General features: G+C 52.5%; 16 protein-coding genes, 2 tRNA genes, 1 other RNA gene and 1 pseudogene. 10 read left to right on the top strand and 10 right to left on the bottom strand.

Annotated elements, in window-relative coordinates; all coding sequences use genetic code 11:
- Positions 1-86 precede the first annotated feature (86 nt).
- The 3 genes and pseudogenes from L3069_RS07865 to L3069_RS07875 form a co-directional block, all read right to left on the bottom strand.
- Positions 87-174: transfer RNA gene (locus L3069_RS07865), tRNA-Ser, on the bottom strand.
- Positions 175-311: 137 nt separating this feature from the next.
- Positions 312-989, bottom strand: a pseudogene (locus L3069_RS07870) (isochorismatase family protein).
- A gap of 20 nt (positions 990-1,009) precedes the next feature.
- The gene (locus L3069_RS07875; protein WP_022647694.1) at positions 1,010-1,870 is read right to left on the bottom strand and encodes a pirin family protein; all 861 of its coding nucleotides are present in this window, start codon (positions 1,868-1,870) and stop codon (positions 1,010-1,012) included.
- Between the two features lie 109 nt (positions 1,871-1,979).
- On the opposite strand from L3069_RS07875, the gene L3069_RS07880 reads away from it, so the two are divergent.
- Positions 1,980-2,885: a LysR family transcriptional regulator gene (locus L3069_RS07880; RefSeq protein ID WP_032622131.1), complete on the top strand. Its 906-nt coding sequence runs from the start codon at positions 1,980-1,982 to the stop codon at positions 2,883-2,885.
- A gap of 109 nt (positions 2,886-2,994) precedes the next feature.
- Here the strand turns inward: L3069_RS07880 and L3069_RS07885 are convergent.
- Both L3069_RS07885 and L3069_RS07890 read right to left on the bottom strand, forming a co-directional pair.
- Positions 2,995-3,131, bottom strand: a non-coding RNA gene (locus tag L3069_RS07885) — RtT sRNA.
- Between the two features lie 44 nt (positions 3,132-3,175).
- Positions 3,176-3,263, bottom strand: a tRNA-Ser gene (locus L3069_RS07890).
- Positions 3,264-3,492: 229 nt separating this feature from the next.
- On the opposite strand from L3069_RS07890, the gene ghrA reads away from it, so the two are divergent.
- From ghrA to L3069_RS07910, 4 genes are all read left to right on the top strand, one after another.
- Positions 3,493-4,431, top strand: a complete 939-nt coding sequence (gene ghrA / locus L3069_RS07895) for a glyoxylate/hydroxypyruvate reductase GhrA (protein ID WP_038415812.1) — start codon at positions 3,493-3,495, stop codon at positions 4,429-4,431.
- Between the two features lie 84 nt (positions 4,432-4,515).
- On the top strand, positions 4,516-5,253 hold the full coding sequence (locus L3069_RS07900) for a phosphatase (RefSeq protein WP_022647697.1): 738 nt from the start codon (positions 4,516-4,518) through the stop codon (positions 5,251-5,253).
- Between the two features lie 19 nt (positions 5,254-5,272).
- Positions 5,273-5,827, top strand: a complete 555-nt coding sequence (locus L3069_RS07905; protein WP_022647698.1) for a molecular chaperone — start codon at positions 5,273-5,275, stop codon at positions 5,825-5,827.
- Between the two features lie 96 nt (positions 5,828-5,923).
- Positions 5,924-6,406 carry a DUF1097 domain-containing protein gene (locus tag L3069_RS07910; protein WP_072202167.1) on the top strand — a complete coding sequence of 161 codons (483 nt, stop codon included), beginning with the start codon at positions 5,924-5,926 and terminating at the stop codon, positions 6,404-6,406.
- A gap of 42 nt (positions 6,407-6,448) precedes the next feature.
- On the opposite strand, the gene csgG is transcribed toward L3069_RS07910, so the two are convergent.
- From csgG to csgD, 4 genes are read right to left on the bottom strand one after another with little or no spacing between them, the layout of a single operon-like run.
- Positions 6,449-7,282 carry a curli production assembly/transport protein CsgG gene (csgG, locus tag L3069_RS07915; protein WP_023299773.1) on the bottom strand — a complete coding sequence of 278 codons (834 nt, stop codon included), beginning with the start codon at positions 7,280-7,282 and terminating at the stop codon, positions 6,449-6,451.
- Positions 7,283-7,308: 26 nt separating this feature from the next.
- Positions 7,309-7,725, bottom strand: a complete 417-nt coding sequence (csgF, locus tag L3069_RS07920) for a curli production assembly/transport protein CsgF (RefSeq protein WP_003858054.1) — start codon at positions 7,723-7,725, stop codon at positions 7,309-7,311.
- 26 nt (positions 7,726-7,751) lie between these two features.
- Positions 7,752-8,141 (bottom strand): curli production assembly/transport protein CsgE, encoded by a 390-nt coding sequence (gene csgE / locus L3069_RS07925; protein WP_003858052.1) that lies wholly within the window; start codon positions 8,139-8,141, stop codon positions 7,752-7,754.
- A gap of 4 nt (positions 8,142-8,145) precedes the next feature.
- Positions 8,146-8,796 carry a biofilm master transcriptional regulator CsgD gene (gene csgD / locus L3069_RS07930; RefSeq protein WP_100167848.1) on the bottom strand — a complete coding sequence of 217 codons (651 nt, stop codon included), beginning with the start codon at positions 8,794-8,796 and terminating at the stop codon, positions 8,146-8,148.
- A gap of 743 nt (positions 8,797-9,539) precedes the next feature.
- On the opposite strand from csgD, the gene csgB reads away from it, so the two are divergent.
- From csgB to ymdB, 5 genes are all read left to right on the top strand, one after another.
- Complete coding sequence (gene csgB, locus L3069_RS07935; protein ID WP_023299774.1) at positions 9,540-9,995, top strand: curli minor subunit CsgB; 456 nt, start codon at positions 9,540-9,542, stop codon at positions 9,993-9,995.
- 39 nt (positions 9,996-10,034) lie between these two features.
- Positions 10,035-10,490: a curli major subunit CsgA gene (gene csgA / locus L3069_RS07940; protein WP_038415814.1), complete on the top strand. Its 456-nt coding sequence runs from the start codon at positions 10,035-10,037 to the stop codon at positions 10,488-10,490.
- A 56-nt stretch (positions 10,491-10,546) separates the two neighbouring features.
- Positions 10,547-10,879 (top strand): curli assembly chaperone CsgC, encoded by a 333-nt coding sequence (gene csgC, locus L3069_RS07945; RefSeq protein ID WP_023299776.1) that lies wholly within the window; start codon positions 10,547-10,549, stop codon positions 10,877-10,879.
- 153 nt (positions 10,880-11,032) lie between these two features.
- Positions 11,033-11,353, top strand: coding sequence for a type 1 fimbrial protein (locus tag L3069_RS07950; protein WP_038415815.1), 321 nt, complete (start codon positions 11,033-11,035; stop codon positions 11,351-11,353).
- Between the two features lie 80 nt (positions 11,354-11,433).
- Entirely contained in the window at positions 11,434-11,970 is a 537-nt protein-coding gene (ymdB, locus tag L3069_RS07955) for an O-acetyl-ADP-ribose deacetylase (RefSeq protein ID WP_038415816.1), read from the top strand.
- A gap of 41 nt (positions 11,971-12,011) precedes the next feature.
- Here ymdB and mdoC read toward each other — a convergent pair whose 3' ends face one another.
- Positions 12,012-13,151: a glucans biosynthesis protein MdoC gene (gene mdoC / locus L3069_RS07960; RefSeq protein WP_022647705.1), complete on the bottom strand. Its 1,140-nt coding sequence runs from the start codon at positions 13,149-13,151 to the stop codon at positions 12,012-12,014.
- Positions 13,152-13,326: the final 175 nt, after the last annotated feature.

Consider the following 13,326-nt stretch of genomic DNA (forward strand, 5'->3'; position numbering starts at 1 on the left):
ACCCCGGTCGGGGGTTCTCATCCCCCCGCAGACGTGCAACATGCGAAAAAAAAGCCCGCATTTTCATGCGAGCTCTTCTTGAAATATGGCGGTGAGGGGGGGATTCGAACCCCCGATACGTTGCCGTATACACACTTTCCAGGCGTGCTCCTTCAGCCACTCGGACACCTCACCATATTGTTTTGCTGCCTGACCGCTTGGGGGGCAACGGGGCGCTACTATAGGGAGTTGCGCGAAAGCGGTCAAGCAGATTTTCTGCATTCGTGCCTGTTCGGTTAAGCCTTAATCAGCTTATGGCGCACCGCGCAGGATCAACGCTGCGAATCGAGCACTTCGCTGTTTTTCACGACGTCCTGCGCTTTGCTGTAACTTTCGATCAGCAGCTGGTAGGCAGGGAAGATGTGTGTGTACACCTCTGCCCATTCTCCCGCATCTTCACGGTTCCACGTGCGCTGGATCTCTGAGGCCACTGCCGCTGTGTCCATCGGTACCACGCCTGCCTGCACCACGCGCGCCAGGGTGATCTCTTGCGCCATTTTGCTGTAGGTGCCGGAGGCATCAATCACCGCAAACACTTTATATCCGTCCGCCACCGCGCTGATGGACGGGAAGGCCATGCAAACGCTGGTAATCGTCCCCGCGATAATCAGCGTTTTGCGTCCGGTGGCTTTCACCGCCGCCACGAACTCCGGATTATCCCATGCGTTGATCTCACCCTTGCGTGCCACATACTGTGCGTGCGGCGCATTGGCGTGGATCTCCGGGATAAGCGGGCCGTTCGGTCACTGTGGAACCGACGCCGTGGTGATCACCGGGATCTTCGCCAGCGAGGCGATCTTTGCCAGCGCTGCTGCACGAGCGCGCAGCTCAGGCATTGGCATGTCTCCAACAGTCTGGAACAATCCGCTCTGGTGATCGATAAGCAGCATAACGGCATCATTGACGTCAATAACGGGACGTGCACCGTTGAAGTTTGCAGGGGTAGACATAATGCGCTCCTTTATTACGTTTAGATTTGGCCAAAGCGGCCGGAGTTGAAATCGCGAATAGCTTCGGCGATTTCGGTTTTACTGTTCATCACAAACGGGCCATAGCCCACGATGGGTTCATTCAGTGGCTCCCCGGCCATCAGCAACACTTTGGCATCGCTGCTGGCTTCGAGATGCAGCTTGTCGCCGCTCTGACTTAGCACGACCAGCTGCGCCTCACCCGCAGGCGTGGTGCCGTTCACCGTTACGCTGCCCTCAACAACAACCAGCGCCGTGCTCCAGCCTTCGGGCTGATTGAGCGTCAGGTGGCTGCCCTGGTGCAGCGCGAGATCCCATACGTTAAGCGGTGAGAAGGTATGCGCCGGGCCGGTTACCTCTCCAAAGCGGCCAGCAATCACGCGCATTGTTCCGCTGTTATCCGGCAGGGTGACCACCGGGATATCCGCCTGAGTGATGCTCTGGTAGCCAGGCGTCGCCATTTTGTCTTTAGCGGGCAGGTTGACCCACAGCTGCATCATTTTCAGTTCACCGCCTTTCTGCGAGAACGCGCTGGAGTGGAACTCCTCGTGCAAAATGCCTGCGCCTGCCGTCATCCACTGCACATCGCCTGGACCAATAACGCCGCCTCTGCCGGTGGAATCACGGTGCTCAACTTCGCCTGAGTAGACGATGGTCACCGTTTCAAAACCGCGATGAGGATGCTCGCCCACGCCGCGTTTTGCGCCATCCGCCGGGAAGGTATGTGGTCCGGCGTAGTCAAGCAGCAGGAACGGGCTCAGCGGTTCGCCGTGCGTCTGGTAAGAAAACATCGAACGAACCGGAAAACCATCACCGACCCAGTGCGGACGAGGTGCGGTATACACGCCTGTTACGTTTTTCATGATTAACTCCTGATGTCCTGTTGATGTAATTAGCTTATATTCAGGGCTAATATCCCGGTAGATAGCAAAAATGACATTCACTGTTCCTTAAATAGAACAATGGGGGCGTATGCAGGATCTCAATGATTTCGTATGGTTTGTGAAGGTGGTGGAGCATGGCGGCTTTGCGGCGGCGGGGCGGGCGCTCGATCAGCCAAAGTCGAAACTGAGCCGTCGGATTGCGCAGCTGGAAGAACGCCTGGGTGTTCGGTTGATACAACGTACTACGCGGCAGTTTGCGGTGACTGAAGTGGGGCAGACGTTCTATCAGCACTGTAAAGCCATGCTGGTGGAGGCTGAAGCTGCGGAGGAGGCGGTGGCTGCTTTACAGGCTGAGCCGCGCGGTATGGTCAGGATCACTTGCCCCGTAACCCTACTGCACGTTCACGTGGGGCCCATGCTGGCGAGGTTTATGGCGCGCTATCCGGGAATTAACCTCCAGCTTGAAGCCACCAACCGCCGGGTCGATCTGGTGGGGGAGGGGGTGGATGTGGCGATCCGCGTTCGTCCGCGCCCGTTTGATGACAGCGATTTGGTATTAAGGGTGCTGGCGGACAGGGGACACTGTCTGGTTGCCGGGCCGACACTGATTGAACGGATGGGCAACCCGGCGATGCCTTCTGAGCTCAGCGAATGGCCGGGTTTAAGTATGGGCGCTGGTAAACACCTGCATAAGTGGGAGCTGAGCGGGCCGGAGGGGGCGAAAGCAGACATTCACTTCACGCCGCGCCTGGTGACTACCGATATGCTGGCGCTGCGGGAGGCAGCGATGGCGGGCGTGGGCGTGGTACAGTTACCCATTTTGATGGTGAAGGATCAGCTGGCTTCAGGTGAGCTTGTTCGGGTGCTGAATGCCTGGGAACCCAGACGGGAAGTGATCCATGCGGTGTATCCTTCCCGGCGCGGCCTGCTGCCATCGGTCAGGACGCTGGTGGATTTTCTGACCGAAGAGTATGCAAAGATGGTTGAGGACTAGCTTTTCGTAGGTCGGGTAAGCGTAGCGCCACCCGACATAAAGAGCGCAGGGAGCGAATAGAATATAAAAGAAAAAAGCCCGCATTTTCATGCGAGCTCTTCTTCAAATATGGCGGTGAGGGGGGGATTGACTCGCTTCGCTCGCCCTTCGGGCAGCCTGTTCGCTACGCTCTCAGTCTGTCCAACTGGCTGCGCCAGTTGTCGAACCCCGGTCGGGGGTTCTCATCCCCCCCTTGCGGAGAATATATAAGAAAAAAGCCCGTACTTTCGTACGAGCTCTCGTCTTGAATATGGCGGTGAGGGGGGGATTCGAACCCCCGATACGTTGCCGTATACACACTTTCCAGGCGTGCTCCTTCAGCCACTCGGACACCTCACCATATTGTCATCCCGTTGTTGTCGGGACGGGCGCTAATGTAAGGAAAAGCCGTACTGCCGTCAACCCACTTTTTCAGTAATTTAGCGTGTTTAGACAAACTTCAGGCAACCTGATTTCGAAATGTGCGAAAAGCGCCTCTTTTATCAGCAACGCGGTTTAGCGATAAATTTGTTATGCTGACAAGCCAGTTGAAAATGAAAATAAAACAGCGCACTAAAAGGCAATGACTATGGATATTATCTTCTATCACCCCACTTTTGATACGGCTTACTGGATTAAGGCGCTCACGGCGGCACTGCCTGGCGCACGCGTTCGCGAATGGAAACAGGGCGATAATGAACATGGCGACTACGCGCTGGTCTGGCATCCCCCGGTCGAAATGCTACAGGGACGCCGTTTAAAGGCGGTGTTTGCTCTTGGTGCGGGGGTGGATTCCATTCTCAGTAAGCTGAAGGCACACCCTGAAATGCTGCCGGAAGATATTCCCCTGTTTCGTCTGGAAGATACCGGTATGGGGGAGCAGATGCAGGAATACGCCGTAAGCCAGGTGCTGCACTGGTTCCGCCGCTTCGACGATTATCAGGCGTTTAAACAGCAATCCCACTGGGAACCGCTCCCGGATTATCAGCGTGAAGATTTCACCATCGGCATCCTCGGGGCGGGTGTGCTGGGTTCGAAAGTCGCCGAAGCGCTCGCCCCGTGGGGCTTCCCACTGCGCTGCTGGAGCCGGAGCCGTAAGGATTATCCGGGCGTCGAGAGCTTTGCCGGAACGGACGAACTCCCGGCGTTCCTGAAAGGGACACGCGTTCTCATTAACCTGCTGCCGAATACGGCGGAAACGGTCGGCATTATCAATGGCACGCTCCTCAACCAGTTGGCAGAAGATAGCTACTTAATGAACCTGGCGCGCGGGGTACACGTTGTGGAAGACGATCTGCTGAAAGCGCTGGATAGCGGTAAACTGAAAGGCGCAATGCTGGATGTGTATAGCCGCGAACCGCTGCCGACAGACAGCCCGCTCTGGGCACATCCGCGCGTGGCGATGACGCCCCATATTGCGGCCGTGACGCGACCGGCGGAGGCCGTGGCGTATATCTCGCATACCATCAGCGAAATAGAGAAGGGCAATGCGGTGACCGGACAGGTAGACAGACAGCGAGGCTACTGAGAGAAACCCGACGTTCGCCGGGTTTTTGCTAATATTCGCCGCTGATAACTGCTATCCTTTGGAAAAACCGCAGAGGAGAGAAAGATGTATCCCGTTGACCTGCATATGCACACCGTCGCCAGTACCCACGCTTACAGTAACCTCCATGATTATATCGCTCAGGCGAAGCTGAAAGGCATCAAACTGTTTGCGATAACCGATCACGGTCCGGATATGGCGGATGCGCCGCACTACTGGCATTTTGTGAATATGCGTATTTGGCCACGTCTGGTTGACGGTATCGGGATACTGCGCGGCATCGAAGCGAACATCAAAAATACCGACGGGGAAATTGACTGCACCGGCCCGATGCTGACCTCGTTAGATCTGATCCTCGCCGGCTTCCACGAGCCGGTCTTTGCGCCCCAGGATAAAGAGACCAACACTGCGGCGATGATTGCCACCATTGCCAGCGGCAATGTGCACATTATCAGCCACCCGGGAAATCCGAAATACCCGATCGATATTCAGGCCGTGGCACAGGCCGCAGCGAAGCACCGCGTGGCGCTGGAGATCAACAACTCCTCGTTCGTGCATTCGCGTAAGGGCAGTGAGGCCAACTGTCGCGACGTTGCGGCGGCCGTGCGTGACGCGGGCGGAATGGTGGCGCTGGGCTCTGATTCACACACGGCCTTCACGCTGGGTGATTTCAGCGAGTGCCTGAAAATATTGCGGGACGTGAATTTCCCGGAAGAACAGATCCTGAACGTCACGCCGCGTCGTATGCTCGACTTCCTTGAGTCGCGCGGCATGGCGCCGATTGACGAATTTGCCGATCTTTAATTAATAACGGAATAAAAACATGAATGAGTTTTCCATCCTTTGCCGCGTGCTGGGCACCTTATATTACCGCCAGCCGCAGGATCCGCTGCTGGTTCCGCTGTTTACCCTGATTCGTGAAGGTAAACTGGCGCAGAGCTGGCCGCTGGAACAGGATGAGTTGCTGGAACGCTTGCAAAAAAGTTGCGATATGCAGCAGATTTCAACGGATTACAACGCGCTGTTCGTGGGGGAAGAGTGTCGCGTGTCGCCGTATCGTTCTGCCTGGCAGGAAGGTGCGACCGAAGCGGAAGTTCGGGCGTTTCTTTCAGAACGCGGCATGCCGCTGACGGATATGCCTGCCGATCATATCGGTACCCTGTTGCTGGCGGCCTCATGGATTGAAGATAAAGCAGGTGATGATGAGAATGAGGCGATTGAAACCCTGTTCGAAACGTATCTGCTGCCGTGGGTCGGAACCTTCCTGGGTAAAGTTGAAGCCCACGCCACCTCTCCGTTCTGGAGAACGCTGGCTCCGCTGACGCGTGACGCTATCGCTGCCATGTGGGATGAGCTGGAAGAAGAGAGTGAAGAGTGATTTAAATCACAAAAATCTTGCAACGATACATTTCAACTTGCACGTAACGTGCTTCTGATCTCATTTCTAGGGTGCGCATCTGCTAAGATGCGCACCATGAACATATTACTTTGTATTGCAATCACGACTGGCATCCTCTCCGGCCTCTGGGGTTGGGTGGCGGTATCTCTCGGTTTGTTGAGCTGGGCCGGTTTTCTTGGCTGCACGGCCTATTTCGCCTGTCCGCAGGGTGGTTTTAAAGGGCTCTTTATTTCAGGCAGCACGTTACTGAGTGGCGTGGTCTGGGCGCTGATCATTATGAAGGGCAGCGCGCTGGCGCCGCATGTGGAAATCCTGGGGTACGTCATGACCGGTATTGTGGCTTTCCTGATGTGCGTTCAGGCAAAACATCTGCTGTTGTCCTTTGTGCCCGGCACGTTCATGGGTGCCTGCGCGACCTTTGCAGGCCAGGGGGACTGGAAGCTGGTGGTCCCTTCGCTCATGCTGGGATTACTGTTTGGCTACGCTATGAAGAACAGCGGTCTCTGGCTTGCAGCCCGACGCGAGAAGAGCCAGAACGTTCCTGTGGTAAGTAAATAAAAAAAAGCGAGACGAAAATCTCGCCTTTTTATACGCCGCCAATCATGACTCCGGCGGAACCGACATCTCACGGTATTTCACCAGCACCGCATTACTCACGTCACTTTTATTCTGAAGATCCCACAAGCCGCGATCGATGCCGTCATTAATCAGGAAAATCACCCCGGTTTCGATGGCCGACATCAGACACAGCATGACCGGCTCGTTAGAGGTATAGCCAATTTCAGCCTCCAGCAAACGCTGGTAGTCGATAAAGCGGAATACCCCCGCCTGCACTTCATATGAGAGAATCGTTTTGCTGGTGGTCACGGAGGATAAAATTTCACCCGTGCTCACGTTAACCACGCGCAGGTTGACGGCAATCTGATCCAGCTGATACTGCGTGTCGGCCCCGATACCAAAGTAACGGGCACCCGCGCCGCCCGATTTCACGTTACTTTCGTAGCCGATAATCGAGCCTTCCACCATGATATTGGCTGCGGTGAGAGACTGTAGCGGCATGCGGTTATTGACGCCAACGGTACCATTCTCCTGTGCAGCACGAATGATTTTTCGTTCGTTAAGCAGGTTTTGCAGCCCCTGGCGTTCCAGCGGGATAAACCAGCGCGAATCTTTCAGGGCGGTAACCAGCATCGCGGTGGCGCTCTGCGGTACGGCCGTGGAGAAGTTACTGGCCGGATACGGTTTGAACTGGCCCGTCTCATCCTGAATGTTATAGACCGAGACGAATATCTTCCCGGTAGGGCCCGGCAGATGCGTCAGATCCCGATAGCTCTGGGCACGGGGCATTAGGGTGGGTTTAGCGGCTTCTTTTGGCGGGGCAGTTAAACAACCGCTTAATAAGCACACTGCAACTAAAATAAAAAAGCGCTGCATAATAATTGTCCTTATTTCGGGGTTGTTTAGAAATCAGTTGAACTGGTCTGCAAACCGGAAACCTGGATTGTCGACGTCTTACCGGTTTTTCGGTCTGTCACATTTAACTGAAGCTGCCCGTCTTTATTGGCAATATCGACGATAAAGTCATTAGTGACCATCCGGCCGGGTTTTCCGGTATTAATGTTGGTTAATAAGCCACCTAATATTTGCGACTGGATGGCCTGAGTAAAATTATCCAGAGCTGACGGGGTCTCGATACCGAAATCATCGTCATAGCTGGGGTCTTTATAGGAATTTTGAGCCTGCGCCTGGTTAAGCATAAAGGCTCCGTTATTCGGGTTGCCGCCAAAATTAGGGTTGCGGAACTGGAATGTCATATTTCCGGCCCAACTCAACGGCGCAATGAGCATTAACGAAATCACTGTGTGTGCGAGACGCATTACAGCCTCCGAAATAGGTGTCGTTGCTAGAACTCATCTTTTGCTAAATCGCCTGTGCTCAAAAGGGCTTTATCTAACTGTAGGCGGTTAATAGCTTCTTCTGTTTGTGCCAGTGCGAAAGCGACGTTCTGATCGAAGTCTCTTTTCGTTGGGAATAAAAAAGTCTGGTAAATAACGTCCTGATTAGCGGTTATTGTGATCCAGCTTCCCCACCGCGCACTGGGCCGTTCGTTGATGGTTAAATTACCCGGATAATCGCTTTCCCACTTATCGCTGAAGGCACGATAAAAATCGTGTCCGACAGAGGTGACGGTGTGGTCGGTCAACAGTCCAGGAACTTCCACCTCAACAGCCTGAAGGTTTCCGGCAGCAAGCATAATGCCTGCGGCGGCAATCCAACTTAGGGTGCGTTTCATGCTATTAACGCCTGAGGTTATCGTTTGCCCACGACACCGCCTGCGTGCGATTTTTAACAGCTATCTTTTTGAAAAGATTATAAAGATGCGTCTTAACCGTATTTTCGCTGATAAATAACGAACGGGCGATTTCAATATTTGAAGCACCAATACGCAGTTTGTTCAGGATCTCTTTCTCACGGTGCGTCAGAAGGGCCGATTCCGAACTGTTATAGCGATAATTTCCGGAGTGGGTAATGAGGTAGCTGGCCAGTTTTTGCGAGAAATAACACTCCCCCCGCAATATGCCCTGCAAACCCTCCACGACACGGTTTTCTTCTTCTGTAACGTAAAACACGCCGTTAATATGCGGCCAGCTCTCAATTTCGCGGAAAGGATACTCATCAGGCGTATTCAATAACAACACGCGGATATTATTGTTTTTCCTGCTTAAATTATCTTGCCAGTAATGGATCAGTTTTTTATCCGCTTCCATCATATCGAGAAGAATGATGCTGCCAGGAGCGATATCATCAAAAGAACGTTGAATGTTATGAAGTTTCCCGTTAAGTGACAGGCATTGTTTTAAAAGCTGCAATAACGCTGTCGCTTGTAAGGAAGGTTTTGTGATCAACAATAATGTATGACCGGGTAAGCTATGGACTTCATTAAACATGATGAAACCCCACGTTATTTATGACACCCGGCAGTTGCCCTCGTATTATTGAAAAGGGCACCAGAAGTACTGCAGGTGTGGCACTGCTGTGTGTAGTTAAAAAACCTTCCTCCAAAGGAGGCGGTAAAATTAAAAACAAATAATGTACTGCTGTTTTCAATCTAGCTATTGCAAACTTTAAAGCAAGTGTTAATCGTGTAACAGAATGTAAAATTCGATATTTATTTGTGTATTTTGCAGGGTTAATAGATTTTAAGATAAGGGGAAAGTTGTACAGGTGTATAAACGTGCACAGATTTTAAAAACCATACGGTATATTATAATGAGTTGTATTATCTGGTTTTTTATTATTGTAAGCCAGCCGGTAAAAAGTATGAACTCTGCTAAAAACATAAGACTTCCCTAAGCCGGAATTTTTTCTTAAGAAAACTTGCTTCGTGTCACGCGCGTGACAAAGGGCATTGTCGTTTTTGTCTGAAGAAGCCGGTACAGGTTGGACAGCCTGTCTCGCTGTTGTACAAGCGCAGGAAGACATTTTTGGTTTCTGCTTTAGGCGAGTATCCCGTCGTTTCAGGCGAGATTTACGACTTTGAGGTGAAGGGGAATATAAAAATAAGGCGCACGGGTGAGATATTAAACATGTTTCGGCAGACATACTCTTTTCCGTAACGCGGCGTTAACAAAACGAATCGCGTTAACGGAGTAAGGAATACCTTTTTTATAGCCAGGTCCAGGGTGACAGCATGAAAAACAAAACGTTGTTTATGATGTTTACATTACTGGGTGCGCCTGGGTTTGTAATCGCAGGTGATTCAGATTTAGCCAGTTCTGAATATAATTTTGCGATAAATGAATTAAGTAAAGCTTCATACAATCAGGCAGCCATTATTGGTCAACAGGGTTCAGGAAATAATGCTGATGTACGCCAGGGCGGTTCTAAATTGCTGTCCGTTATTTCCCAGGAGGGCGGGAATAACCGCGCGAATGTTGATCAGTCAGGGACGTATAACCTTGCTTATATCGATCAGACCGGCAACGGCAACGATGCGAGTATTAAGCAGGGCGCTTTTGGCAACACCGCCATGATTATCCAGAAAGGCTCGGGTAACAGGGCGAATATAACGCAGTATGGTACGCAGAAAACAGCAGTTGTAGTACAGAGACAGTCGCAAATGGCTATTCGCGTTATTCAACGCTAGCGATGTGTGACGCCTTAATCAATCCGATGGGGGTTTACCATGAAACTTTTCAAAGTGGCAGTTATTGCAGCAATCGTAGTTTCTGGCAGTGCTTTCGCAGGTGCGGTACCACAATTTGGCGGCGGTCACGGTGGTGGCTGGGGTGGCGGCAATAACGGCCCTGACTCAACCCTGAGCATTTACCAGTACGGCGGCGGTAACTCCGCGCTTGCTTTGCAGACGGACGCCCGAGATTCTGAATTGACCATTACCCAGCATGGTGGCGGTAACGGCGCAGACGTTGGCCAGGGCTCTGATGACAGTTCTATCGATCTGCTGCAAAAAGGCTTTGGTAACAGCGCCACCATCGACCAGTGGAATAGCAAAGATTCTGTTATCAACGTGAAACAGTTCGGCGGCGGCAACGGCGCGGCGGTAGACCAGACAGCGTCCGGCTCAACGGTGACTGTGAACCAGGTTGGCTTCGGCAACAACGCGACCGCACACCAGTACTGATTCATTTCTGTACCAAAAAACAGGGCATCCGCCCTGTTTTTTTTCGGGAGGATCTCATGAGCACATTCATTCTCCTTGCCGCGCTTGCCAGCCAGATAACGTTCAGTACCTCACAGCAGGCAAATGTGACAACCATTATTCCTCAGGTCACGCTGGCAGACGCCTGCGAATGTCAGGTTGAGGTGTTATCTGTCCGACAGGGGCAGGGGGGACAAAGTACATCGCGGCAGAAAAATACTCTTTTTATACCCGCTAATCAGCCGATTGATTTAACGCGAATCAGTTTAAATATTCGCTCAGGGGATGCGGTAAAAATAATCGTCACCGTTTCCGATGGAAAATCGCTTCATTTATCACAGCAGTGGAACGCACCGGCAAGTACGCTTTAATCATTCATAAAATCAATGATTTAATAAAGTGGCGGCGCTGCACAGGTAAGCTATGCTGATATCAAGAACCCAGCAAACGGGTTGCTTAAATTGATACGTCATAACGGAGCGTTTTTACCCCTCAAGGACGAATTTCATTGAGGAGTACAAATAATGTTCAAATCCGCAGCGTGTATTATTTCTGGTCTGGGACTGATCCTGTCCTCTTTTATTTCTCCGGCTTATTCAGCAACTATAGAGAATGGTGGGGTGATTCATTTTCGTGGCGCGGTGGTCGCTGACCCGTGCGAAGTCACGCCCCGGCATCAGCAGTTTGCAATTTCCTGCCCGGAAAATAACCGTATGAAAACGCATACCATCAGTTATGACGAGGCGCTCCGGGGCCATCATCCTCACTCAGAGCTGGCCGCTGTCACCATGAAATACCTGAATGAAAAGAAAACGCTTGCGGTCGTTCAGGTGGATTACCGTTAACCGCCGTTTTTTTCGCGACAGTTTTTCTCCTTCTCCCTCTGCGATACACTGATGAAAAAGGCGGGTTGCAGAGGGTGTTTATGAGACCGCAAATCGACGTTATTCATGGCGATATCACGACGGTGCACGTTGACGTGATCGTCAACGCAGCCAATTCCTCCCTGATGGGTGGGGGCGGGGTAGACGGTGCCATTCACCGGGCCGCGGGCCCTCAGCTCCTTGAAGCATGCAAAACCGTGCGCCAGCAGCAGGGAGAGTGCCCGCCGGGGCATGCTGTTATTACGCTTGCGGGCGATCTCCCGGCCAAAGCGGTGATCCATACCGTTGGACCCGTCTGGCACGGTGGCGACCGCCATGAGGCTGAGATTCTGGAGCAGGCTTATCGTAACTGCCTGCGGCTTGCGGCAGATAACGGCTATAAGACCATGGCATTCCCCGCCATTAGCACCGGGGTGTACGGTTATCCAAAGGAAGCGGCAGCTACGATCGCCGTGAATACCGTTTATCACTACCTTTCCCTCAAACCCATGCCGGAAAAAGTCATTTTTGTCTGTTTCGATGAGCACACCGCCGACCTGTATCAGCGGCTTTTGACCGCGCGCAGCCAGGCATTTTGATGTCTGAAAAGCAAAAACGGCGCTCTGGAGGCGCCGTTTTTTTATCCCGCTTTAACCTGAGGTTTGCCTGAGAACAGGAAACGCAAAAGCGGGATCCGCAGGTGGATTTCATACAACACGATGGCAATGCCAACCACAAAGACCAGACCGGTGAAGAAGCCCAGCGCATTCGATTTGATATGCGGCGTAATGTACGCCCCGAAAAACAGCGTCAGCGGATGGTGGACCAGGTAGATAAACAGTGAAGCATTAACGAAATAGGTGACGCGACTTGATTTAAAATTCAGCAGACGATGGCCAAGGGCGAACACCACGTTAACCATCCACAGGCCCATCAGCATCGTTATCACGCTCTCTGTCTCATACATCCACGCGTCCCCGCTGCCAAAGCGCTGATTGAGAAGATAGGCGGCAAAGGCCAGCGCAGCACCCACCGCACACCAGGGGGAGGGGGTGGTAAACAGCGCTTTAAGCCGGGGATGAATAAATGCCAGCGCCCCAATCAGGAAGAAGGGAATGTAGAACAGGGTCTGCATCACCACGAAATTAAACAGCCCATCGCTCAGAATGGGAGGGTAGACAATGAGCAGCGTACGCCTGACGGCGGCATACGCGACCCCCAGCGCAAGAAACAGCAGCGACAGCTTGCCCAGGGTGATGTTGGCGAAGAAGGTCGAGGTTGCGGCGCTCGCGCGCTGGCGCAGTTGACTGAAGATCAGCAAACTCACCGTGGTTAGCACCACCAGTACCAGCAGGAACCAGAGGTGGGAAATCAGCTCCCAGACCAGGGTGTTGTATTTCTCATAGAACGAGAGATTAGGCCAGTTTTCCGCCTTGCCTTTAACATGCTGCAACATGATGAACTGCGGCAGCGTCAGCAGCGGAATGGCCGTCAACATTGGTATGCCCACGCGCTCCACGCGCACTTTCCACCACCGCTTGAGGGGATAGCGCAAGAAGAGCATGTAAGAGAAATAGCCTGAAATGACGAAAAACACCTGCATGCGGAAGGCATGGATAAAATCATTGAACAGCGTCAGCCACCAGGAGGGCATCTGGCTGTTCACATGCCAGGTGTGGCTGGAATAGATCAGTGAAATATGAAAAGGGATCCCCAATAGCATGAGCCATGCGCGGATCGAGTCGAGGAAATATTCACGTTGTACAGGGGTTGTGCTCATATAACTTTGCGCATTCTCAGACTTTTCGCCTTATCCCTAAGGCTCATAATGGTTACATTCGGAGCCAACCCTACACCAAGACCGACACCCTGTCTCCAGGATAAGCACGCAAAGTGAAAAGCGGGTTCTTTCATTTGCTTAATCCATGAGCCAGCGAGCTGAACAAAGCAGTGAT

Source organism: Enterobacter cloacae complex sp. ECL411 (genome assembly GCF_021869665.1).
Classification (GTDB): Bacteria; Pseudomonadota; Gammaproteobacteria; order Enterobacterales; family Enterobacteriaceae; genus Enterobacter; species Enterobacter intestinihominis.